The following is a 22,127-nucleotide window of genomic DNA, read 5'->3' as shown; positions in this document are numbered from 1 at the left end:
CGGAAAGATCACCCTCGCCACGCCCGTCAGCGGTGCGCAAGTGTGACGGTTCGTTGGCGATTTCGTACACATTGTCAGGCGCCTTGGCAGGGACAGTGCGGGCCGCTAGATTCTCTTTCGACACTCCGTCAGCTACGCCCCGGCATGCCCTGACGAGGGTGCAAGCGGATTTCCGCCCTCCGAACTGTCCGAGGACAGTCAATTTCAGGCCACTCGGCCGGGGCCGCGGAAGACTCCGGCGAGGCGCCAGAATGGACCCATGTCCCGACGCCGTTCCGCCGCCCGCGCCACCGCCCCCGCGCCGCGCCTGCTGCCCTCCTCGCCCTGCCCCTGCGGCCTGCCCGCCAGCTACGCCGAGTGCTGCGGCCGGCTGCACCGCGGCCAGGCCGCCGCGACCACCGCGGAGGCGCTGATGCGCTCGCGCTACAGCGCCTTCGCCGCCCGCGACGAGGCCTACCTGCTGCGCACCTGGCACCCGGACACCCGGCCGGACTCCGTGGACTTCGACCCGGGGCTGCGCTGGCTGCGACTGGAGGTGCTCTCCGGCACCGAGGGCGGGCCGTTCCACGCCGAGGGCACGGTGGCCTTCCGCGCGCACTACACGGAGGGGCGGGAGGAGGGCGTCCTCACCGAGCACAGCCGGTTCGTCCGGCATGAGGGCGCCTGGGTGTACCTGGACGCCCTCGCGCTCGACTGACGCCCCCGCCCCGCCCTCCGCTACAGGTAGTCGTCGAGCCGGGCCAGCGCGAAGCCCTGCGCGGTCACCTCGTCGACCACCTTGCGCAGCAGGTCGGTCATGCTGCCGTTCCACAGGTCGGTGCCGCGGAAGTGGGTGAGGATGACGTCGCCCGGGTGGAGCCGCTGGTCCTCGTAGCGGTACTCGATGCGGTCCGGGAACGCCTCCTCGTTCCACAGCGGCACCGCCTCGACCCCGCAGGAGGCGGCGGCCCGCAGGGTGTCCTCGTTGTACTCGCCGTACGGCGGGCGGAACAGCCGCGGGCGGACGCCGATCTGCTCCTCCAGCTGGTCCTGCTGGCGGCAGATCTCCTCGCGCTGGGTGCCGTAGCCGAGCACCTTGAGGTTGCGGTGGTTGACGGTGTGGTTGTTCACCACGTCGCCCTGGGCGGCCAGCCGGCGGAAGTAGCCGTAGTCCTCGCGGGCCAGGTAGTCCGCGACGAAGACGGACAGCGGGATCCCCAGTTCGGCGGCCATCCTGCTGAACTCCGGGTCCTTCTCGGCACCGTCGTCCACGGTCAGGAAGACGATCCGCTCCTCGGTGGGCACCCGGTAGACCACCGGCGGCAGCCCGTTCGCGAGCTTCACCCCCTGGGCGGCGACCAGCTCGGGGCGGCTCGCCGGGGGCGGCGGGGCGAGCAGCGGCGGCCGTGCCAGCCCCCACCGGGCCGCCGTCTCCAGCACCGCCCGGGCGGCCCGCGCCTTGCGGGCCAGGGCCTCGCCGCCGGCCTCCTCCTCCGCCCGGGCCGGCCCCGGCAGCACCAGCGGCGCCGCGGGCGGCCGCGGGCCGCCCCGGTCCGCCGCCGCGCTCACCTCGGTCCGCTCCGCCGACGGCACCGCACCGCCCCCGCCCGTCCCCCCGCACCCCGCGACCGCGGCCGCCAGGCACACCGCCGCGACCAGTCCGCTCCGTCCCCTCCGACGCCGCCGACGCACCGATCCCCCACCAGTAGGACAATCTGATGGTCTGTTCATAGATCATCTGCTCCCCCGCCACGCCGACCGGCCAATCCCCCCGTCACCCGCCCGGCCCACCCGTCGGCGCATCCTCCCTGCTCACCCTCCCCGCCCACTGCGGCGGGCATGATCGAAAAGGGCTCGCGACGGCGGCGGCGGGCGCCCGATAATGCGCGCATGACGATCAGCACGCAGCGCGGCACCTCCGAACCCTGGGCGATCGGGCCCGCCGACGTCGGGTCCGCGGAGGCCCTGGCGCTGCTGCGGGACTACTACGTCGACGTCGCCAACAGCTACTACCGGCTGCACCTCGGCCGGGAGGGGACGCCGGAGGAGATCGAGACCGGGCTCGCCGACTCGCCCAGCGACGACCTCGCGCCGCCGACCGGGGTCTTCCTGCTCGGGCGGTACGCCGGGCAGCCAGCCGCCTGCGCCGGACTGCGGGTGGTCGACGCCGCGACCGTCGAGCTGACCCGGGTCTACGTCCGCCCGGAGCGGCGCGGCACCGGCGGCGGCCCGCGGCTGATGGCCTCGATCGACGAGGCGGCGCGGACGCTCGGCGCCGGGCGGATCGTCCTGGACACCCGGCTCGACCTGGTCGAGGCCCGCGCCCTGTACGCCCGCTGCGGCTACCGGGAGATCCCCGCCTACAGCGAGCGGCCGTACGCCGAGATCTGGTACGCCAAGGACCTGGTCCGTGCAGACCGTTGAGCTGCTCTGCGACCCGCCGCTCGACCGCGCCGTGCGCGCGGTCTGGCGGCAGCTCGCCGACGGCGGCGTGGACAGCCTCGCCCACAACCCGCACCCCGGGCACCGCCCCCACCTCACGCTGGCCGCCTGCGCCCGGATGCCCGACGGGGCCGGCGAACGGCTGGACGGACTCCTCGCCGGCGCCCTGCCGCTGACCGTCCGGCTGACCGGCCTGCTCTCCTTCTCGGCCCGCAGCCGGCGCCGGGTGCTCAGCTGGTCGGTCGTCCCGACGGTCGCGCTGATGCGGCTGCACGAGCGCGTCTGGGAGGTCCTGGAGCACGCCGAGGAGCCCGACCCGCACTACGTCCCCGGCCGCTGGTCCCCCCACCTCGGCCTCACACGCCGCCTCTCCCCGGAGGACGTCACCCTCGCCCACGCCCTCCTCGGCCGCCACCCCGACCTCACGGGCGCCTTCGACGCCGCCCGCAGCTTCGACTCCGAGACCCAGCGGACCCGCCCCCTGGGCAGTCCGCGAGGGGCCGCTTAGCGCCGGTCCGCCCACGAGAAGCCCCGCGCGGAGGTGGCACTCCTCGGGCCGCCGACCCGGGGGCCCTCGTGGCCCGGCACGGGAAGCCGGCGAACGGGTCGTCAGGGCCGGGGCGCCGCACGGCGGCATCACGGCCGAGATGCGGCCGCCCACCGGCAGCGGGGGAGGCCTCCGTCGGGCCTTGGTGCGGACCACCGCGGCGGCCTCGGCGCCGGGGTCGCACCGCACCGCCGGACCCACGTGGCGGTGGACGGGGCCGTGGTCGAAGCGCTTGCGGCCGACACTGCCGTGGAAACGGTCGTCGCGCCGCCTCGGCGATCCGGCGCGCCGACGGGACACGCGCCCCTCGCCGGAACGTCCACGCCGTGCGCCATGCGCCGTGCCCCCGGCCTCTGCTGCCGCGCTTCGGTGCTGAAGCCACGGGGACGACGGGCTCATCGGCGGACGGCGCGGGGCTCCTCGGCACGGCGCGCGCGGGCGGCCCTCCCGGGGCCGGGCCGGCCGTGCGGCGCTATCCGCGCAGGGCGGCCGTCAGTTCGGCGGTGTCGGGCGGGGTGGCGCCGGGGCGGGTGACGGTCAGGGTGGCGGCGGTGGTGGCGCGGGTGAGGGCGGTGGCGAGGTCGGCGCCGGTGCGGCGGGCGTGCAGGAGGGCGGACGTGAAGGCGTCGCCCGCGCCGACGGTGTCGGCGACCCGGACCGGGCGGGCCGCCGCCTCGGCGCGGTGGCCGTCGGCGGTCAGCGCGAAGGCGCCGGCGGGGCCGCGGGTGACCGCGACGGTGGCCGGGCCGAGGCCGAGCCAGTGCCGGGCGGCCTCCTCCGGGGTGCGGTCGGGGTAGAGCCAGCCGAGGTCCTCGTCGCTGGCCTTCACCAGGTCGCTGAGCGCCACGCAGCGCTCGACCCGGCGGACGGCCTCGGCGTGCCCGCCCATCAGCGCGGGCCGCACGTTCGGGTCGTAGCTGACGACGGCCCGGCCGCGCCACCGCTCGACGAGCTCCAGCACGGCCGCCGCGCCCGGCTCGGTGACGGCCGCGATCGAGCCGATGTGCAGGTGTCCCGGCGGGACGGGGAGTTCGACCGCCGGAAGGGTCCAGCCGATGTCGAAGGTGTAGTGCGCCCGGCCCGCGGCGTCCAGCCGCACCACCGCCGACGGGGTGCGGGGGCCGCCGTCGCCGTCCACCGCGGACGGTTCGCGCAGCAGTACGACGCCGGCCGACTCCAGGTGGGCCCGGATCAGCCGGCCGTACGGGTCGTCGGCGAGCTCGGTGAGCAGCGCGACCGGCTCCCCCAGCCGGGCCAGCCCGTACGCGACGTTGGCCGGGCTGCCGCCCGGGTGGACGGTGTCGGGCGCGCCGTCGGCGCGGACGACGTCGGCGACGCACTCGCCGATCACCACGAAATGCGGGCTGGTCACGGGCTCGCTCCTGCCGGTCCGGTGGGCCGGCGGGGCTGCGGGCGGCCGGCACGGCTGTCCAGCCTACGAGGTGGCGGGGCGGCAGGCCGGGCGCGCCGGGGCATGAGTACGGCCGCCGGTCCTGGCCAGGCGCTCCGGCGGCCGTGGCCCCGTCCGTCAGGGGGCGGGACTCTTCGACGGTATGACAGTGCGCAGCCGCGCGGCTACCACAGTGGGCCGTCCGGGGGACGCCGCGTGTCGCCCGGATTGTCGGAGCCCTCTGCTACGGTCCGTGTCCGGAAGGTCGCTCCGCGGAACAGGGCCCGTTTCCCGAGGCGGGGCGCGGGTCCGTACGACACGAGAGAGGTGGTCATCCTGTCCTGGCACCGTCCCGTCCTCGCCGGCCTGCTCGCGCTGGCGGCGCTCCCGCTCGGGCCGGCCCCGGCCGTGGCCGTGCCGGTCACGGGCACCGGGGACCCGGTCTACCCGTCGCTCGGCACCACCGCCTACGACGCCCTCGGCTACGACCTCGCCTTCACCTACCGGCCCGCGACCCGCACGGTCGACGGCACCACGGTGCTGACCGCCCGCGCGCTGACCCGGCTCGCGGACCTGGAGCTGGACGCGCTGGGCCTGGACGTGCGCGCCGTGCGGGTCGACGGCCGCCCGGCCGGGTTCCGGGCGCACGACGAGAAGCTGACCGTGCGGCCGGCCCGTCCGGTGCGGGCGGGCCGCGTGCTGCGGGTGGAGGTCGAGTACACCGCCGACCCGCGCGCTCCGCTGCCGCACACGGGCTGGGTGGTGACGCCCGACGGCTTCGCGGTGGCCGGGCAGCCGGACAGCGCGCACACCGTCTTCCCCTGCAACGACCGGCCGGGCGACAAGGCCCGCTTCACCGTCTCCGTCACCGCGCCGGACGACCTCCTCGGTGTGGCCAACGGCCTGCTCGACGCCACCGAGCCGCACCCCGACGGCACGACCACCCGGCGGTACGTCGCACCCGAGCCGATGGCGACCGAGCTGCTCCAGGCCTCGGTGGGCCGCTACACGGTCCGCGCGCGCACGGGCCCGGACGGGCTGCCGCTGCGCGACGTGGTGCCCACCGCGCGCGCCGCCGACCTGGAGCCGGCCCTCGCCCTGACCCCCGGCCAGCTGGCCTGGGCGGAGCAGCGCCTCGGACGGTTCCCGTTCGAGACGTACGGGCTGCTGCCCGTCGACACCGACGACCCGGCGGCCTTCGGCTTCACCGGGCTGGAGACGCAGACGCTGACGCTCTACAAGCCGAACTTCCTGCGCCAGGCGGAGGCGCGGATCGGCTCGCACATGATGCACGAGCTGGTGCACTCCTGGTTCGGCAACAGCGTCACCCCGGGCACCTGGGCCGACCTCTGGCTCAACGAGGGCCATGCCGACCTCTACGGGCTGATGTACCGCTACGAGCGCGGCTGGCCGGACTCGGGCGGCTTCACCACGCTCACCGACCGGATGCGCAGCGTCTACGCCGAGGGCGACCAGTGGCGCCACGACTCCGGTCCGGTGGCCGCGCCGACCGCGGCGACGCTGTTCGACAGCCAGCGGTACACCGGCGGCGCGCTGGTGCTGTTCGCCCTGCGGGAGCGGGTCGGGCCGGAGGTGTTCGACCGGATCGAGCGGGCCTTCCTGCAACGCCACCGCCACGGCACCGCCACCACCGCCGACTACCTGCGCACGGCCGACGAGGTGTCCGGGGAGCCGCTGAGCGCCTTCCTGCGCGAGTGGCTCTACGGCGAGCGGACCCCGCCGATGCCCGGTCACCCCGACTGGACGGTGGACCCGGTGGATCCCGGTGCGGCCCGGGAGACGGGAGGTGTGCCGCACGGGTCGGGAACGCTCTGAGCCGGTCGGGGACGCTCCGGACGGGGACGCTCCGCACGGGGGCGGGAGGTGCGGTGGCGGGCCACGGGCGGCCCGCCCGGCTCGGCGCGCCCTGCCGGTGCCCCCGAACGCCCTCCGCGCGCCCTTGGCGGGCGGCGGCGGGCGGCGGATCGTGATGACCACGGCCCGCCCGCCGCCCGGCCGAGTCCCGGCCGGCTCGCGGGCCGTCCAGCGTCCGCGCCCGGCCCCTCCCTCCGCCGCCCCGGCGACGCTCCCCCACCCCGCGGAGACCCGGCCGGACCGGCCCGGGGAAAATGGGCCCGCCGCCCGGACAACCCGGAGCGGAGCCCAACGCGTTCAGCAGCCGTGAGAACGACAGCGAGGACCCGGCGGCCACGGCCGACCGGCAGGACCGCCGCCACCGACGTGGCGGCGCGGGTGACGGAGACGGTGGCGGGAACGGTATGGCAGGGGCGGCGGGATGAGGAACGCGACACCGGACTTCGAGGAGTTCGTCGCCGCCCGCAGCCCCCGGCTGCTCCGGATGGCCTGGCTGCTGACCGGCGACCCGCACCTGGCCGAGGACCTGTTGCAGACGGCCCTCGCCAAGGTGTGGCCGCGCTGGGAGCAGATCTCCATCGACCGGCCCGAGGCGTACGTCCGCCGGGTGCTGGTGAACTCGCACGTCTCGTGGTGGCGCCGCCGCTGGCACGGGGAGCTGCCGCACGACCAGTTGCCCGAGCCTCCCACGATCGCGGATCCGTTCGACGACGTGGTGGTGGGCCAGGTGGTGGCGGCCGCCGTCCGGGCGCTGCCCGCCCGGCAGCGGGCGGTGGTGGTGCTGCGCTTCTTCGAGGACCTCAGCGTGGAGGACACGGCCGAGGCGCTGGGCTGCACCACGGGCACCGTCAAGAGCCAGACGCACCGCGCCCTGCAGACGCTGCGCGGGCGACTGCCCGCCCGGGAGCTGCTCCTGGACGGAGGCCGTCGTGACGGAGCCTGAGTTCACGGCCTCGGACGCCCGGGACCACGAGTCGGCCGAGGACCGCGAGGTCGCGAACGAGCTGCGGGTCCTGCTCCAGCTGGCCGCCCCGCAGCTGCCGGCGCCGGAGGACCGGATGGAGCGGGTGCTGGCCCGGGTGATCCGGACCCGCCGTCGCCGCCGCCGGGCCGCCCTGGCGGGCGGACTGGGCATCGGCCTGACCGCCGCCGTGCTCGCCGCGGCCCCCGCGCTGGCGCCCGGACCGCCGGCCACCGTACTCGGCCCGGCCGCCTCCGGCCCGGCCGCCACCGCGTCCCCCGGTGCCTCGCCGAGCCCCCTGCCGGAGGACGGAGCCGTCGACGGCAGGACGGTCCGGTTCCCCCTGCTGGACGACCTGACCGTCGACGTTCCGGAGGGCTGGTACAGCCTCACCGCGCAACCCAGCGCCGAACAGGCGGTTCCGACCGCCTACCTCGCCTCCCAGCAGATCTCCGGCGCGGCCGGCTGCCCGATCCGCGACGGCCATCAGGACCCGGTGTGCGTCTCCTCGGGGATGCTCCTGGACGACGGCATCCTCATCACGCTCCGGCTGATCCGCGACCAGGCGGCCGTCGGCAAGTACCGGGACGACGCGGATCCGACGACCAACCCGCAGGCCACCAAGGAATGCAGTTTCCGGGGCGGCGTCGAGCAGCTGACCCGGCACCGGACGGTCATGCTGGGCGGACGCCCGGAGGTCGTCCAGCTGACCGCCTGCATGCGGCGCCCTTCGGACGGGACCCTTGAGGCCCTGGCCTGGACGCTCTCCTCGCTGCGCCCGGCCGGGACCGCACCGGTCGTCCCGCCGGACTCGGCCCTCCCGTCCCCCTGGGCCGTCCCGTCCGTCCCGGCTGCCGGGACGAAGTGACAGCCCGGCCGGTGTGACAGCCCGGCCGGCGTCACCGAGGGGCGCGTCACAGGCCCCGACGCGCCCCCTGGGGACGGCCGGGCCGTAACCCGGGTGGCGGAACGTCGTTGGAGGGGGCATGAAGAAGCGCAGCATGCTCGCCGTCGCCTCGCTCGCCGTGGGCGTCGTGGCCTCCCTGACCGCCCCCAGTGCCCATGCCGCCGGCGGTCCGGCCGACCTGACCGGACCGCTCCAGGGCGGACCGCTCGCCTCGGTGCCGGACGCCCTGCCGGGGCAGGTCGCGGACGCCGGCGCGGTGGTCGGCCAGGCCACCGGCCATGTCACGGGCGAGGCGCCCGGGCTGGTCGGCCTGCCGGTCTGACGGCGGGTCGGTCGGGAGGCTGACCGGCCCGGTCAGCCGAGCGGGGTGCCGAGGTCCTGGGTCCAGTAGAGGCCTCCGGGGCCGCCGGCCACACCGATGCCGACGTCCTTGAACGCGCAGTCCAGCATGTTCGACTGGTGGATGCCGCCGTCCATCCAGCGGTTGAAGACCACGGCCGGGGCACTCGGTCCCCGGTCGAGGTTCTCGCCCCACTGCGACCAGCGGTAGCCGGCCGCGGTCAGCCGGGTGTCCGCCCGGCTGCCGTCGGGGGCGGCGTGGTCGAAGTAGTTGCGGGCGACCATGTCCTCGGCGTGCTTCTGGGCGGCGGCGTGCAGCTTCGGGTCGATCCGCAGCGCGGCACAGCCCCGCCGGATCCGCTCGGCGTTCACCAGCTCGACCAGCTGGCGCTCCAGGTTGGCCGAGCCGGCCGGGGCCGTGCTCGGTCGGCCGGTGCTCGGACTCGCGGTCGGAGTGGGCGCCGGGACGGTCGCCGCGGCCGGGGTCTCCGCCGGGTCGGGTGCGGCAGCGGCCGACGGGGACGTGCTCGGGCTCGGCGCGGTCGGCCGGTCCGTCGGCACTGCGGGCGCCTGGGCCGTCGCCGCCGGGGCATCGAGGGCGGTGGCCCGGGGCGCCGGGTCGGGGGCCTGGTCACCCGGTCCGGAGTGCTGGGGCCAGACCATCGCGAGCGTCGCAGCGGCCAGCACCGCCGCCGTCCCGCCCGCCAGCACGGTCTTCCGGCGGGCGTACCCGGTCCAGCCGCCCGGTCCTCCGGCCGGGTCGGCGGGCGGTGCGGCGGGCGGCGCTCCTCCCGCCGCACCCGTCGCGTCGACGGAGCCCGGGGACCCGCCGACCGCCGCACCCGCGGCCTGGGAGGCGAACCCGCTCGGGGCGTCCATCGGCACCGGAACCAGCGCCAGCCCCGCCAGCAGCCCCTCGGCCGGGACGAGGTCGCGCCCCAGCCCGTCGCAGGCGGCGCAGTCGCGGATGTGCCGGGCCGTGCGCTTGCGCCAGACCGAGTTCGGCGTACCGTCCCAGCCCGCCGTCAGCTCGGTGAGGTCCGGGCAGCGCGGGTAGGCGGTGAGCGCGCGGACCACCACCCGGCCGGCCTCCAGCTGCTTCTTCATCCGCTGGACGCGGACGGCGGCGTGCTGCGGCGTCAGGTCGAGCGCCTCGGCGAGTTCGGCGCGGGTCAGCTCGCCGCCGGCCTCCAGCCACCAGAGGGCGAGCAGTTCCCGGTCGTCCGGGTCCAGCCAGCGGGTGGCCTCGGCGACCTCCCGGCGCTGGCCGGAGAGGCCGAGCCGGAGGATGGTCAGATCGGTGAAGTCCGCGCGCGGGTCGGCCAGCTCCCAGCTCTCGTCCAGGCCGCCGACGGCCGCCTGCTGCTGGCCGGTCGACCGGCTGCGGACCTGGTTCATGGTGATCGCGACCAGCCAGGAGCGGAACGCCTCCGGGTCCCGCAGGCCCTCCAGCCCGTCCAGGGCCCGGATCATGGTCTCCTGGGCGATGTCGTCCACGTCGGCGTGGCCGTTCAACGCCCGGCCGGCGACGTTGTAGACCAGCGGGAACCAGGCGGCGACCAGCGCCTCGCGCGCCTGCGGGTCGCCCGCCTGGGCCGCGAGCACCAGGGTCGTCCCGGCCCCGCTCTGCACGTCAACGTTCATGGGTCCGCACTCCGTCTTGCTGTCGTCCGTCCGCCGCTGCCTCCTCGGAGACCTCTGGGGAGTGCTCAGATAACAACAATTCGCGCTGATTCGGAAAATCGGACTCGGGCCGGCCCCGAACGGCGGCCGTGGCCGCGGCCGTCACGGCGGCCGTCATGACGGTGCGGCGAAGACCTGCGTCCACCAGGGCCCGCCCGAGCCGGTCCGGACGCCGACGCCGATCTGCTGGAAGGAGCAGTTGAGGATGTTGGCGCGGTGGCCGGGGCTGTTCATCCAGGACTCCATCACCGCCGCCGGGTCCTTCTGGCCGCGCGCGATGTTCTCGCCCCAGGTGCTCCACCGGTAGCCGGCCGCCTCGATGCGACGGTCGGCGTGGGTGCCCTCGGGGCTGGCGTGGTCGAAGAAGTTGCGGTCGGCCATGTCGTCGCTGTGGACCTGGGCGGCGGTGGCCAGCCGGGAGTCGGCGCTGAGCGGTCCGCAGCCGGCCTGCGCGCGCTGGACGTTGACCAGCTCCACCACCTGCTGGGCGAAGGAGCCGTTGGCCGAGCCGCCCGGGTTGGCGGTGGCGGTCGGGCGCGGGGCGGTCGCGGAGGGCTTGGCGCCGGGGGCGGTGGTGGTGGCGGCCGGGGCGGTCGGCTTCGGCGGCTCGGCCGCCCCGCCGGCGGCACCGGCGGGCGCCGTACCCGCGGCCGGGTCGCGCGGCGCGGCGGAGGCGGTGCCGGGTGCGGTGGAGGCGCTCCGGCCCGGGGTGGCGGTCGGCGCCGAGGGCGTCGCCGGGGTCACGGGGGCGGTGCTGGGCGCGGGCTCGGCCGTGGCGGCGCGGGCCGGGTCGGTCGCGGCCGGCCCCGCGGCGACGGCGCCCGCGCCGGGCACCTGGATGCCGTTCAGGTCACCGGCCTCCGCGCCGATCAACGGCTCGTGGGAGACCGCCCGCGCGGCGGCGTCGGTGCCCTCCTCACCCCGGTAGACCGCGTACCCGGCGCCGGTCAGCGCGGCGATCACGCCCGTGCCGGCAACGGCCGCGACCACGGCCACCACCGGCCCGACCCCGCCGCGGCGGCGCCGTCGGCCGTGGCCGCGCCGCCGTTCCGCGGCGCGGCGCGCGGAGCGCCCGCCGGGGCCGGGCCGCCCGGTCGCGGGGAGGATGGTCGTCCGGTCTTCGCTGTTCACCTGCGCGCACGCTTTCTGTGTTCGGAGCCGTCGGGTCCGCCGGAGGGTCCGGCGGACGGGTGCCGACACCTCGGAGACCGGCGCGCGGTGACCGGATAACAGAAAAGTGCGAACGGATTTCCGAACGGGCGGCGCGGGCTGCCGCGCGGTCCGCTCAGGCCCCGGCCGGGGGCCTGTCGTGGGTCACGGACCGGGTGCGGGTGGCGACCCGGTCGTACGTGCCGCGGGCGGGCGAAACGGTCGGGCCGGTCGGGGCAGCGGCGTCCGGGCCGGCGGCGGCCGAGGTCATGGCGGGGCTCCCCCGGGGTGGCGGTGGACGGTGTGGCCGGACACGCGCCGGCATGACGGCCCGTCGGCAGCGCGCCGATCTACGGTGCGGCCAAGAGGTCCGCACCGTCCGCTCCCTTCCGGCGACCGCGCCGGAGCCCCCGACCGTACGGCTGCCGACGCGCGCCGGAGGCCCCGATCGCCGATCCTGGACGCCCATCCCGGCGGGCCCTCCTCGGACCGCCCGCCCCTCCCCAGGAGGCCCGCGATGCTGCTCCACCGCCTGGCCCTGACCTCGCGCGCCGTGGCGGCCGAGCCCGGCCGCCGGGCCAAGACCGGGCTGCTCGCCGACTGCCTGCGCGAGCTCGGCCCCGAGGAGGCGCCGGCGGCGGTCGCCCTGCTGTCCGGCGAGTCCCAGCGGCTGCGCACCGGCCTCGGCCCGGCCGCCCTGCGCGACCTGCCGCCGCCCGCCGCCGAACCGCGGCTCGGGGTGCGGGAGACCGAACGGGCGCTGGAGGCGATCGCCGCCGTGCACGGGGCGGGCGCCCGGGCCGAGCGGCGCCGGCTGCTGACCGGCCTCTTCGAACGGGCCACCGGTGCGGAGCAGGCGTTCCTGCGCGCCGTCCTGGTCGGCGACCTTCGCCAGGGGGCGCTGGACGCGGTGGTCGCGGACGCGGTCGCGCGGGCCGCCGGGGTGCCGGCGGCGGCGGTCCGCCGGGCGCTGATGTTCCGCGGCTCGGCCCGGGCGGTCGCCGCGGCCGCGCTGACCGACGGGGAACCGGGACTGGCCGCGTTCCGGCTGGAGGTGGGCCGGCCGGTGCGGCCGATGCTGGCCGCCTCGGCCCCGGACGTCGGCACGGCGCTGGACCGCTTCACCGCCCCGGCCGCGCTGGAGTGGAAGCTGGACGGCATCCGGGTGCAGGTGCACCGGGACGGCCGGGACGTCGGCGTCTTCACCCGCTCGCTGGACGACATCACCGCCCGGGTGCCCGAGGTGGCGGAGGCGGCGCTGGCCCTGCCGGTGGGCTCGGCGGTGCTGGACGGCGAGGCGATCGCGCTCGGGCCGGACGGCCGGCCGCGGCCGTTCCAGGAGACCGCCGCCCGCACCGCGGCCCGCCGGGACCCGGAGCGGCTGCGGGCCGAGGTCCCGCTCAGCGTGCGGTTCTTCGACCTGCTGCACCGGGACGGCGGGGACCTGGTGGACCGGCCCGGGCGGGAGCGCTGGTCCGCCCTCGCAGCGACGGTCCCGCCGGGGCTGCGGGTCGCGCACACCGAGACCGGGGACCGCGCCGAGGCGCTCGCCTTCTTCGAGGACGCCCTCGCGCACGGCCACGAGGGGGTCCTGGTGAAGGACCCGGCGGCGGGCTACCGGGCCGGGCGGCGCGGCGCCGGCTGGATCAAGGTCAAGCCCCGGCACACCCTGGACCTGGTGGTCCTGGCCGCCGAGTGGGGCAGCGGGCGGCGGCGCGGCTTCCTCAGCAATCTGCACCTGGGCGCGCGGGCGGGCGGCGAGCCGGGGCTCGGCCCGTGGGTGATGCTCGGCAAGACCTTCAAGGGGCTCACCGACGAGACGCTCGCCTGGCAGACCGGGGCGCTGCTGGAGCGCGAGGTGGAGCGGGACGCCTGGACCGTCCGGGTCCGGCCCGAGCTGGTCGTGGAGATCGCCTTCGACGGCGTCCAGCGAAGCCCGCGCTACCCGGCGGGGCTGGCACTGCGCTTCGCGCGGGTGGTCCGCTACCGGCCCGACAAGGGCGCCGCGGAGGCGGACACCGTCGCCGCCGTTCGGGAGATCGCCGCGGCGGAAGGGCTCGGCCGGGCGTCCGGGACCGCCGGCGGTCCCGGACGGTTTGCCTGACGCTCGATCAAACTCCGTTTTTTCCACAACAGTTCACGACCAGAGGCGAATCGGCCAATCTTCGGAAGGTGGCCGTCCACCCTTCGTGTGCGTCAGGAGGCGGGGATAGCTTGACCCTGACAGCGGAGGGCGGCCCGGCCCGGGTGCACCCGGTGCCACACCACGGAGAGGTGTCCGACATGCAGGTGAACGTCGAACGGGACCGCTGCTGCAGCTCCGGCCAGTGCGTCATGACGGCGCCCGAGGTCTTCGAACAGGACGAGCGGGACGGCCTGGTGAACGTCCGCCGGGCGACCGTCCCCGCCGCGCTGCTCGCCGACGTGCGCCTCGCCGCCGACCTCTGCCCCGGCGGCGCGATCGCCGTGGCCGAGGACGACGGGCCCGGCAGCGCCGCCTGACGACCGCCCGGGGGCCCGCGGCCCTCCCGCCGTCTCCCACCGCCTGCCACGGGCCCACCTGTCACGCGAGGAGACCACCTTGACCACGTCCACCGTTCCCGCCACCCCGATCCCGTCCCGGCACGACACCGCCTGCCCGTTCGCGCCGCCGCCCGCGTACACCGAGGCCGCGAGCACCGGCCCGGTCAGCCGCGCGGAGCTCCCCGACGGCAGCCCCTGCTGGCTGGTCACCGGCTACCAGGAGGTCCGCACGGTGCTGTCGGACCGCCGGTTCAGCGCCGACGCCCGCCGGCCCGCGTTCCCGTTCCTGACCGAGGGACGGCGCGAACTGGTCGCCGCCAACCCCTCCTTCGTGCGCCTCGACGACCCCGAGCACGCCCGGCTGCGCCGCATGGTCACCGGGGACTTCCTGGTCAAGCGGGTGGAGGCGATGCGCCCCGAGATCCAGCAGATCGTGGACGACGCGCTCGACCGGATGACGGCCGGGGGCGGTCCGGCCGACCTGGTCGCCGAGTTCGCGCTGCCCGTCCCCTCCCTGGTGATCTGCCTGCTGCTCGGCGTCCCGTACGAGGACCGGGAGGTGTTCCAGACGAACAGCCGGCTGCTGCTCGCCACCGACGGCGACGACCGGGAGGTGGCCCGGGCCCAGGAGGAGCTCCTCGTCTACCTGACCCGGCTCGCCGAGCAGAAGCGGGCCCGGCCCGGCGAGGACACCCTGAGCCGGCTGGCGGTCCGCGACGACCTCACCGTCGACGAGATCGCCAGGACCGGGCTGCTGCTGCTGGTGGCCGGACACGAGACCACCGCCAACATGATCGCGCTCTCCACCGCGCTGCTGCTGCGCCACCCCGAGCAGGCCGCCCGGCTCGCCGACCCGGCCGCGGTGCCCGGGGCGGTGGAGGAGCTGCTGCGGGTGCTCACCATCCTGCACATGGGCGTGCCGCGGCTGGCGGTGGAGGACGTCGAGCTGGGCGGCACCCTGATCCGCGCCGGGGACGGGGTGATGGCGATGCTGTCGACGGCCAACCGGGACGACGCGCTGTTCGGCACCGAGGGCCGCCTGGGCGTGGGCGAGGTCGATCTCGACCGGGACTCCCGCCGGCACGTGGCCTTCGGCTTCGGGGTGCACCAGTGCCTGGGGCAGCCGCTGGCCCGGGCCGAGCTGCAGATCGCGCTGGGCACGCTGTTCCGGCGGCTCCCCGGGTTGCGGCCGGCGGTGCCGGAGCAGGCGCTGGAGTTCCGCACGGAGGCGCTGGTCTACGGGCTGAGGTCGCTGCCGGTCACCTGGTGACGCCCGGGCCGGGCGGGGCGGCGCGCCCGGTCCCCGACCGGCCCCGGCCGGCCTCGGTCGGCCCCCGGTTGGCCCTCGCCGGGGTGCGGAGGCAGGCTTGAGGTGCGAAACAGCGCACCGGCCCGGCGGCCGCCCGGCACCACGGCGTACCGCGGCGGGTCCGGTCGCTCCGGCCGGCCGAGGAGACGGAGCCCGCGATGACCGACATGAGCGCACGCTCCGAGGTGAGCACCGACCGGGACGAGGACGTCCGCGCGGCCGACCCCGAGGAGGGCATCACCTCGATGCAGAACCAGCACGCACAGGACACCTCGCAGGCGGAGGGCGAGCCCCTGGAGGAGCCGAGGGCGGACAGCTGACCCGCTCGCACCGACGAGTTGCCACAGGCCGCCCGGTTCTCGGGCGGCCTTCGCGACCGCCGGTGTCGCTGCCCCAGCGGCGGCGGACCGGCGGGGGAGGATGGGCGCATGACCGAACAGCAGCAGGGCACGGCAGGACAGGACCCGGGCCCGGCGGCGCGGGTGGAGCCGCCGCTCGACCCCAGGGCCTCGTGGGCCACCTGGACCACCCAGTCGATCATCAGCGGGCCCGGCGGGGTGACCACCGTCGAGGTCGGCCCGATCTCGGGCGACCTCACCGTGCACACCACCTGGGCGGACGGTGAGGCGCGGCTCACCGTGCAGTACACCGGGGCGCTGGACTGGTACTCGGTGGCGGGCAGTCCCGTCCCGGCGGCCGACGAGACCACCGCGCGGGCCGTCCACCAGGCGATGGTGAACGCCGTCAAGGCGGGGCGGGGCGCCGGGGCCCCGCAGACACCGGGCGGGTGACCCGCCCCCGCGGCGCCGCCGCAGGCCGCACCGGCCGGTCCGCGCGGGGCCGGCCGGCGCGCGTGGCGGCCGCGGCGCGGCGGTCAGTCGCCGCCCCGCCGCGGGTCGGGGGCGGCGGCCGCCCAGTACGCCGGGTCCAGCGGCGGGAGTCCGCGCAGCGACTCACGGACCTCGCGGGCCACCTTGCGGGTGTCGCGCAGGTTGATCGTGGCGCCGATGCCCGCGCCGACCAGCAGCGGGGTCAGCGACGGCAGGCGGCGCAGCGAGCTGCGGGTGAGCCGGCGGCGGACCTGCTGGCGCACCTCGCTGCCGAGCGCCATCGCGGCCAGGCCGGCCGGCTTGGCGAGCAGGGTGGGTTCGATGCCGCGCCGGTTGGCCCAGGCGCCGACGTACGCGCCGGCCTTCTGGGTGGCGGTGCCCTGGACGGGGAAACCGTAGACCTCGTGCAGTTCGGCGATCAGCTTGATCTCGACGGCGGCGACGGCGATCGTCTCGGCGGCGATCTCCACCGGCATCGCGGGCGGCACCGGGAGCATCGCGGCGGCGCCGACGCCGGCGCCGAGCGCGCTGGAGGCCCGGCTCGCGCCGGTGATCAGCAGGTCGGCCAGCTGCTCCGGGTCGGCGGCGCCGGGGTGCTGGGCGCGCAGCGTGGCGAGGCTGCGGATCGGGATGCGCGGGGCGGTCTGGAGCAGCTGCTCGGTGAGGGCGCGGCCGCCGACCGCGGCGCCCTTGGCGGCGACCCGGCCGCCGGTGCCGAGCCGGCGGGCGATCGCGCTGACCAGCCGGGCGCCGCGCCGCCGGCCGCGCTCGGTCTCCGCCCGGTACTCGGCGAGCCCGCCGGGGCCGCCCTCGGCGGGCTCGCCGGGTTCGAGTTCCTCGACCAGTCCGGCCAGCTCGTCGGCGAGGCGGTCCGGGGTGGGCTCGGGCTGCCCGGGGCGTCCCGGCTTCCTGAAGATTGCCATGGTGTGGCCGTACCCGGCGGCCCGGCGCGATACGCCCCGGGGGTGTCGCGGTCCTGCGACAGGACGACGACGGCCGTGTACCGGGGCGCCGGCCGGTCCCGTCCGCCGGGCCGCCGGTTCACCCGGTGATCTCCACGCCCCTCCAGAAGGCCACCCGGCCTCGGATGTGCTCGGCCGCGGGGTCGGGGTCGGCGTAGTACCAGGCCGCGTCCGGGTTGGTCGCGCCGTCGACGTGCAGGGAGTAGTACTCCGCCGTGCCCTTCCAGCCGCAGACGGTGGTGGTGTCGGACGGGCGCAGGTACTCGGTGCGCACGGAGTCGGCCGGAAAGTAGTGGTTTCCCTCGACGACGACGGTGTCCTCGCTCTCGGCGACGACGGTGCCCTGCCAGCGTGCTGTGGTCATGCCGCGAGTCTGCCCGACGGGACGCGGCGGTGTCACCGGGGCAGGCCTCCGAGGCGGGCGCCCGGGGCCGGAATCAGGGCAGTGGCTGGGCGTGCACCGGGCAGTGCGGCGTCTGGTGGCCGCCGGTGGCGAGCATCCGGACCTCCCCCGCCTCGCTGATCTCGGCCCGGACGATGCCGCTGGCGTCCTCGTAGACCGGGTGTCCGCCCGGCCCGGTGGCGCTGGTGCGCGCGACCACGACCACGTCCTGCGGGGCCTGGGTGCCGGGGGTCCCCGGGAAGGTGAGTACGTAACGGGTGACGGGGCTCATCACCGACCTCCTGCTCCCTGTTCGACCCGGTCCGTGCCTAGGCGGCGGCCCGGGACGGACGGGCGGAGGCGCCGCGGACCTCCAGCTCGTCGAGCAGCCGGGCGGTGGCCTCGGTGACGGCCTCCACCGCCCGGTCGAAGGCCTCGCGGTTGTGCGCGGCCGGCGCCCGGAAGCCGGACACCTTGCGCACGTACTGGAGCGCGGCCGCGCGGTAGTCCTCCTCCGTGGCGTCGGGCGTCACCGGCGGTCTGAGCGTCTTGATACTGCGGCACATGACCCCAGTCTCCCGCGCGGACGTCCGGGAGGCGACCCCCGTCCGTCACCGGACCGCCCTGCCCGCCACACGGGCTCGTCATCCGATCGCCCGGGGATTCGGATTAGGATTTCGGCCGGACAAACCCGACTCCTCCCTCCCCACGCCCTCCCGGAGTACCCCCTTGCCTCTCGCGCTGGTCGCCCTGGCCGTCACCGCGTTCGCCATCGGAACCACCGAGTTCGCCGCCATGGGGCTGCTCCCCCAGGTGGCGGACAGCCTGGACGTCTCGATCCCGCAGGCCGGCTGGCTGATCTCGGCCTACGCGATCGGCGTGGTGATCGGGGCGCCGCTGCTCACCGCGCTCGCCGCCGGGCGGCCCCGGAAGGCGGTGCTGGTCGCGCTGGCCGCCTTCTTCGCCTTCGGGAACCTGCTCTGCGCGCTCGCCCCCGACTTCTGGACGCTGGCCGCCGCCCGGCTGGTCACCGGGCTGCCGCACGGGGCGTTCTTCGGCGCCGGGGCGGTGGCGGCGGCCGAGCTCGTGGCCCCGGACAGGCGGGCCCGGGCGGTCGCGGTGATGTTCTCCGGCCTGACCCTCGCCAATGTCGTCGGGGTGCCGGCCGCGACGCTGCTCGGGCAGCACCTGGGGTGGCGGGCGACCATGCTGGTGGTGGTGGCGATCGGCGCGGCCGGGGCGGTGGCGATCGCCCGGCTCGTCCCGGTGCTGCCCTCCCCCGCGCAGGCGGGCCTGCGGCACGAGCTGGGCGCGTTCCGCAGCGGGCAGCTCTGGCTGGCGCTGGCCACGGTGGTCTTCGGCTGCGGCGGCTTCTTCGCCTGCTACTCGTACATCACCCCGCTGCTCACCGAGGTCTCCGGCTTCGCCACCGGCTCGGTGACCCTGGTGCTGGCGCTGTTCGGGGTGGGGATGACGATCGGCAACCTGCTCGGCGGCTACGCGGCGGACCGCGCGCTGCGACCGACCGTGTGCGCCGCGTTCGTCCTGCTGGCCGCCGTGCTGGCGCTGTTCGCCGTGACCGCGCGCAGCGAGTGGTCGGCGGCGGTGACGGTGGTGCTGGTCGGGCTGTTCGGGTTCGCGATCGTCCCGGCCGTGCAGACGCTGGTGATGCGCGAGGCGCGCAGCGCGCCGACGCTGGCCTCGGCGACGGTGCAGGGCGCGTTCAACCTGGCCAACGCCCAGGGCGCGTTCTTCGGCGGGCTGGCGCTGGACGCCGGGCTGGGCTGGACCTCGCCGCCGCTGGTCGGCTCGGGCCTGGCGGCCTCGGGGGCGGCGATCGCGGTGGCCGCCTGGGCCGTCGACCGGCGGCGCGGGCGGACGGCGACGGTCGTGGTCGCCGGGGGCGGCTCCGCGGCCCGGGTGCCCGGGCCCGCGCCGGCCCCGGACGACCGGGTCCGCGCGGGCCGCTGAGGCGCGTCAGGGGGCCGGCGGCAGCGGGCGGAGCTCCCGGTGGCCGTCGGCCAGCAGCAGGTAGCCCTCCGCGTTGAACGTGATGCCGGCCCGCTCCTCCTCGGTCAGCTCGCGGCGGACCTTCGCGGGCACCCCGGCGACCAGCGAGCCGGGCGGGACGTGCGTGCCCTGCGGCACCACGGCGCCCGCCGCGACCAGCGAGCCCGCGCCGATCCGGGCGCCGTTGAGCACCGTGGCGTTCATCCCGACCAGCACGTCGTCCTCGATCACGCAGCCGTGCAGCACGGCGTTGTGGCCGACCGAGACCCGCTCCCCCATCACCAGCGGGAAGCCCAGGTCGGCGTGCAGGGTGCAGTTGTCCTGGACGTTGCTGCCCGCGCCGACCGTGATCGCCTCGGCGTCCCCGCGCAGCACCGCGCCGTACCAGACGCTCGCCCCGGCGCCGACCGTCACGCTGCCCACCACGACGGCGTTCGGCGCGACGAAGGCGCCCGGGTCGACGGCGGGCACCCGGCCCCCGACTTCGGCGATCAGCGGTTCTGCCATCTCTCGTCCTCCTCGCGACGACGGCCCATCAGGTGCGGGCCATGATGGCATCCCCGCCCGGCCGCGCCGGGGGCGGGTGGCCCGCCGGGGTCAGTCGGCGCAGGTCCCGGCGGCGAGCAGCTTCTCGAAGGCCTCCCGGGTGGCCGGCGGGGTCGAGATGCCCTGGGCGTTCATCGAGACCGCGAGCTGCCGGCGCAGGTCGGGGCTGGTGTACAGGACGGTGTTGTAGCCGGGGATGCCGCCGGTGTGGCCCCAGAGCACGCCGCAGTCCGTGGTCGCCCGCTCCAGGCCGAGGCCGTACCGGCTCTCGCTCTGCGGGGTGGCCGTCATCATCTCCGCGAGCTGCGGGCGGGGCAGCAGCCGGCCGCCGACCAGGGCGTTGATGAAGGTGTTGAGGTCGGCGGTGGTCGAGATCCCGGCGCCGGAGGCGCCCGCCATGCTCGGGTCCAGTTCGGTGACGTCCACGGGGCCGGTGGGCAGCTCGTAGTAGCCGTGCGCGTGCGGGCCGGGGACGGTCGTCCCGTGGTCCGGCATGGAGGTGCCGGTCAGGCCCAGCGGGCGGATCACCCGGCGCTCCACCTCCTGCTGCCAGCTGCGGCCGGTCGCCCGCTCGATGATCTGTCCGACCAGGACGTAGTTGGTGTTGGAGTAGTGGAAGCCCTGGCCGGGCGGGAAGTACGCCGGGTGGGCGTTGGCGAGGGCGACGAGCTGCTGCGGCGTCCAGCGGGTCCAGCGGCCGGACTCCAGCCACCGTTCGACGGCGCCCGGCGCCTCGATGTCGAAGGCCTGGTCCTCGGTGTAGTTGAACACCCCGCTGGTGTGGCTGAGCAGCTGGCGCAGGGTGATGTTCGCGCCGTTCGGCACCGCGCCGGGCAGCAGGCGCTCCACCGGGTCGTCCAGGCCGAGCCGCCCCTCGGCGACCAGCTGGAGGGTGACGGTGGAGACGAAGGTCTTGGTCACGCTGCCGATCCGGAACCGGCCGTCCACGGAGGCCGGGGCGCCGGTGGTGCGGTCGGCGACCCCGGAGGCGCCCTTCCACAGGGTGCGGCCGTGATCGCCGACCCTGGCCAGCGCGGCGGAGGTGCCGCCGGAGTCGACGATGCCGCGCAGCGCGGCGTTCAGGGCCTTGGTGTCGACGCCCTTCCGCGGCCCCCGGTCCGCGGCGTCCCGCGCCGTGTCCTGTGTGCTGGTCACCGTCACCACCCCGCCCGGTTCCGCCGTGCCGAGGGCGCCGGCCGCCGGGGCCGTCACGCCCACCAGGCCCGCGCCCGCCAGCGCGAGCGCCACGACCCGGACGGCCGAGCGGCGCCGCCTGCGCCCCGTGCCCCCGCGACCGTCCGGATCCGTCCCGTTCCTGTGCTCCGCCATGTCCGTCCGCCTCTCGTGTCCGTGCCGACGGATGACCACAACATCCGTTCCGATATCGGCACTTGACACTCTGGCAGGACTCTGCTGAAAGATCGTCGGTCCCTGGGCCGAGCTTCGCCCGGCGCGCCGCTCCCCCTCAGGGAGGGGCCGCCCCCGAGACCCGCTCCGGGCCACCCCCGAGACCGGCTCGGGGGTACCGCCGGGGCCTGCTCGGGGTACCGCCCGCCGGGGCCGGTCCGGCGGGCGCCCGCGGCCGCGAGCGCGGGCGCCCCCTCCCGCCGGCCGTCAGCCGACCGGGGCCTTGACCCGCAGGACCTCGATGAACGCCCGCAGCCACGCCGGGTGGTCGGGCCAGGCGCGGGCCGAGACCACCACCCCGTCCACCACCGCCTCGCCGTCCACGTAGGTCGCGCCCGCCGCCTTCACGTCCGGCTCCAGGGCCGGGTAGGCGGCGCTGGTCCGCCCGCCGAGCACCCCGGCGGCGGCCGCCACCAGCGGGCCGTGGCAGATCTGGGCGACCGGCTTCTCGCTCTCGAAGAAGTGCCGGACGATCCGCTGCACCTCGGGGTCGTTGCGCAGGTACTCGGGGGCGCGCCCGCCCGGGACGACCAGCGCCACGTAGTCGGCCGGGTCGACGTCGGCGAACGCCAGGTCGGCGGGCCAGGTGTAGCCCGGCTTCTCGGTGTAGGTGTCGAAGCCCTCGACGAAGTCGTGCACCACGAACTGGAGCCGCTTCCTGGCCGGCGCCGCGATGTCGACCTGGTAGCCCTCCTCGCGCAGCCGCTGGTACGGGTAGAACACCTCCAGCGACTCCGCGGCGTCCCCGGTGACGAGCAGGATCTTCGTTGCCATCGCCGACATTCCTCCGAAGTGATTTACCGTCAACGTCTTTACGTTCCCGGGACGGAGAGCTCCGAACGGGACGGCACCAAGCTCCCGCACCCGGTGCGCCCACGCAACGGGG

General features: G+C 76.5%; 25 protein-coding genes. 13 read left to right on the top strand and 12 right to left on the bottom strand.

The genetic code is table 11. The features are described 5' to 3' along the window. Positions 1-259 precede the first annotated feature (259 nt). The gene (locus ACFC0B_RS02405; protein WP_376080990.1) at positions 260-697 is read left to right on the top strand and encodes a YchJ family protein; all 438 of its coding nucleotides are present in this window, start codon (positions 260-262) and stop codon (positions 695-697) included. A 20-nt stretch (positions 698-717) separates the two neighbouring features. Here ACFC0B_RS02405 and ACFC0B_RS02400 read toward each other — a convergent pair whose 3' ends face one another. Then, on the bottom strand, positions 718-1,548 hold the full coding sequence (locus tag ACFC0B_RS02400; protein WP_376080987.1) for a polysaccharide deacetylase family protein: 831 nt from the start codon (positions 1,546-1,548) through the stop codon (positions 718-720). Between the two features lie 321 nt (positions 1,549-1,869). Here ACFC0B_RS02400 and ACFC0B_RS02395 point away from each other — a divergent pair, with 321 nt between their 5' ends. Then, entirely contained in the window at positions 1,870-2,403 is a 534-nt protein-coding gene (locus ACFC0B_RS02395) for a GNAT family N-acetyltransferase (protein WP_376080985.1), read from the top strand. Next, positions 2,390-2,929, top strand: a complete 540-nt coding sequence (locus ACFC0B_RS02390; protein ID WP_376080983.1) for a 2'-5' RNA ligase family protein — start codon at positions 2,390-2,392, stop codon at positions 2,927-2,929. The genes ACFC0B_RS02395 and ACFC0B_RS02390 overlap by 14 nt, the downstream gene beginning before the upstream one ends. A gap of 511 nt (positions 2,930-3,440) precedes the next feature. On the opposite strand, the gene ACFC0B_RS02385 is transcribed toward ACFC0B_RS02390, so the two are convergent. Next, entirely contained in the window at positions 3,441-4,340 is a 900-nt protein-coding gene (locus ACFC0B_RS02385; RefSeq protein WP_376080980.1) for a carbohydrate kinase, read from the bottom strand. A gap of 345 nt (positions 4,341-4,685) precedes the next feature. On the opposite strand from ACFC0B_RS02385, the gene ACFC0B_RS02380 reads away from it, so the two are divergent. The 4 genes from ACFC0B_RS02380 (at position 4,686) to ACFC0B_RS02365 (ending at position 8,423) form a co-directional block, all read left to right on the top strand. After that, positions 4,686-6,194: a M1 family metallopeptidase gene (locus tag ACFC0B_RS02380; RefSeq protein WP_376080979.1), complete on the top strand. Its 1,509-nt coding sequence runs from the start codon at positions 4,686-4,688 to the stop codon at positions 6,192-6,194. 460 nt (positions 6,195-6,654) lie between these two features. After that, the gene (locus ACFC0B_RS02375; RefSeq protein WP_376080977.1) at positions 6,655-7,176 is read left to right on the top strand and encodes a SigE family RNA polymerase sigma factor; all 522 of its coding nucleotides are present in this window, start codon (positions 6,655-6,657) and stop codon (positions 7,174-7,176) included. Continuing rightward, positions 7,163-8,062 carry a hypothetical protein gene (locus ACFC0B_RS02370; RefSeq protein WP_376080975.1) on the top strand — a complete coding sequence of 300 codons (900 nt, stop codon included), beginning with the start codon at positions 7,163-7,165 and terminating at the stop codon, positions 8,060-8,062. Before ACFC0B_RS02375 ends, ACFC0B_RS02370 begins: the two co-directional genes overlap by 14 nt. Before the next feature lie 118 nt (positions 8,063-8,180). Beyond that, the gene (locus tag ACFC0B_RS02365) at positions 8,181-8,423 is read left to right on the top strand and encodes a hypothetical protein (RefSeq protein ID WP_376080972.1); all 243 of its coding nucleotides are present in this window, start codon (positions 8,181-8,183) and stop codon (positions 8,421-8,423) included. A gap of 32 nt (positions 8,424-8,455) precedes the next feature. Here ACFC0B_RS02365 and ACFC0B_RS02360 read toward each other — a convergent pair whose 3' ends face one another. From ACFC0B_RS02360 to ACFC0B_RS02350, 3 genes are all read right to left on the bottom strand, one after another. Continuing rightward, positions 8,456-10,084 carry a sigma-70 family RNA polymerase sigma factor gene (locus ACFC0B_RS02360; protein WP_376080969.1) on the bottom strand — a complete coding sequence of 543 codons (1,629 nt, stop codon included), beginning with the start codon at positions 10,082-10,084 and terminating at the stop codon, positions 8,456-8,458. A gap of 153 nt (positions 10,085-10,237) precedes the next feature. Further along, the gene (locus ACFC0B_RS02355; protein WP_376080966.1) at positions 10,238-11,254 is read right to left on the bottom strand and encodes a CAP domain-containing protein; all 1,017 of its coding nucleotides are present in this window, start codon (positions 11,252-11,254) and stop codon (positions 10,238-10,240) included. A gap of 154 nt (positions 11,255-11,408) precedes the next feature. Further along, the gene (locus ACFC0B_RS02350; protein ID WP_376080963.1) at positions 11,409-11,543 is read right to left on the bottom strand and encodes a hypothetical protein; all 135 of its coding nucleotides are present in this window, start codon (positions 11,541-11,543) and stop codon (positions 11,409-11,411) included. A gap of 246 nt (positions 11,544-11,789) precedes the next feature. Between ACFC0B_RS02350 and ACFC0B_RS02345 the strand changes: the two genes are divergently transcribed. The 5 genes from ACFC0B_RS02345 to ACFC0B_RS02325 all read left to right on the top strand — a co-directional run bounded on the left by ACFC0B_RS02345 (position 11,790) and on the right by ACFC0B_RS02325 (position 15,895). Then, positions 11,790-13,376, top strand: coding sequence for an ATP-dependent DNA ligase (locus ACFC0B_RS02345; RefSeq protein ID WP_376080961.1), 1,587 nt, complete (start codon positions 11,790-11,792; stop codon positions 13,374-13,376). Positions 13,377-13,555: 179 nt separating this feature from the next. Beyond that, a complete protein-coding gene (locus ACFC0B_RS02340) occupies positions 13,556-13,774 on the top strand; it encodes a ferredoxin (protein WP_376080958.1) in 219 nt (72 codons plus the stop codon). A gap of 79 nt (positions 13,775-13,853) precedes the next feature. After that, complete coding sequence (locus tag ACFC0B_RS02335) at positions 13,854-15,065, top strand: cytochrome P450 (protein WP_376080955.1); 1,212 nt, start codon at positions 13,854-13,856, stop codon at positions 15,063-15,065. A 197-nt stretch (positions 15,066-15,262) separates the two neighbouring features. Next, on the top strand, positions 15,263-15,424 hold the full coding sequence (locus tag ACFC0B_RS02330; protein WP_376080952.1) for a hypothetical protein: 162 nt from the start codon (positions 15,263-15,265) through the stop codon (positions 15,422-15,424). Positions 15,425-15,586: 162 nt separating this feature from the next. Then, positions 15,587-15,895 carry a hypothetical protein gene (locus ACFC0B_RS02325; protein ID WP_376082372.1) on the top strand — a complete coding sequence of 103 codons (309 nt, stop codon included), beginning with the start codon at positions 15,587-15,589 and terminating at the stop codon, positions 15,893-15,895. 83 nt (positions 15,896-15,978) lie between these two features. On the opposite strand, the gene ACFC0B_RS02320 is transcribed toward ACFC0B_RS02325, so the two are convergent. From ACFC0B_RS02320 to ACFC0B_RS02305, 4 genes are all read right to left on the bottom strand, one after another. Continuing rightward, on the bottom strand, positions 15,979-16,857 hold the full coding sequence (locus ACFC0B_RS02320) for a hypothetical protein (RefSeq protein ID WP_376080951.1): 879 nt from the start codon (positions 16,855-16,857) through the stop codon (positions 15,979-15,981). Between the two features lie 118 nt (positions 16,858-16,975). Then, positions 16,976-17,260: a DUF427 domain-containing protein gene (locus ACFC0B_RS02315; protein ID WP_376080948.1), complete on the bottom strand. Its 285-nt coding sequence runs from the start codon at positions 17,258-17,260 to the stop codon at positions 16,976-16,978. A 73-nt stretch (positions 17,261-17,333) separates the two neighbouring features. Beyond that, the gene (locus tag ACFC0B_RS02310) at positions 17,334-17,570 is read right to left on the bottom strand and encodes a DUF6296 family protein (protein ID WP_376080945.1); all 237 of its coding nucleotides are present in this window, start codon (positions 17,568-17,570) and stop codon (positions 17,334-17,336) included. 37 nt (positions 17,571-17,607) lie between these two features. Beyond that, positions 17,608-17,844 (bottom strand): DUF2277 domain-containing protein, encoded by a 237-nt coding sequence (locus tag ACFC0B_RS02305; protein WP_376080943.1) that lies wholly within the window; start codon positions 17,842-17,844, stop codon positions 17,608-17,610. A 163-nt stretch (positions 17,845-18,007) separates the two neighbouring features. On the opposite strand from ACFC0B_RS02305, the gene ACFC0B_RS02300 reads away from it, so the two are divergent. Further along, positions 18,008-19,249, top strand: coding sequence for an MFS transporter (locus tag ACFC0B_RS02300; protein WP_376080940.1), 1,242 nt, complete (start codon positions 18,008-18,010; stop codon positions 19,247-19,249). A gap of 6 nt (positions 19,250-19,255) precedes the next feature. Here ACFC0B_RS02300 and ACFC0B_RS02295 read toward each other — a convergent pair whose 3' ends face one another. The 3 genes from ACFC0B_RS02295 to ACFC0B_RS02285 all read right to left on the bottom strand — a co-directional run bounded on the left by ACFC0B_RS02295 (position 19,256) and on the right by ACFC0B_RS02285 (position 22,015). Next, entirely contained in the window at positions 19,256-19,795 is a 540-nt protein-coding gene (locus ACFC0B_RS02295) for a gamma carbonic anhydrase family protein (RefSeq protein ID WP_376080937.1), read from the bottom strand. A 90-nt stretch (positions 19,796-19,885) separates the two neighbouring features. Next, the gene (locus ACFC0B_RS02290; protein WP_376080934.1) at positions 19,886-21,163 is read right to left on the bottom strand and encodes a serine hydrolase domain-containing protein; all 1,278 of its coding nucleotides are present in this window, start codon (positions 21,161-21,163) and stop codon (positions 19,886-19,888) included. 285 nt (positions 21,164-21,448) lie between these two features. Continuing rightward, entirely contained in the window at positions 21,449-22,015 is a 567-nt protein-coding gene (locus ACFC0B_RS02285) for a DJ-1/PfpI family protein (RefSeq protein ID WP_376080932.1), read from the bottom strand. Positions 22,016-22,127 lie beyond the last annotated feature (112 nt).

The organism is Kitasatospora sp. NPDC056184 (assembly GCF_042268405.1).
Classification (GTDB): domain Bacteria; phylum Actinomycetota; class Actinomycetes; order Streptomycetales; family Streptomycetaceae; genus Kitasatospora.
Note: the sequence above shows the minus strand (reverse complement) of the source record. Positions and strands in the feature narration are given on the sequence as shown.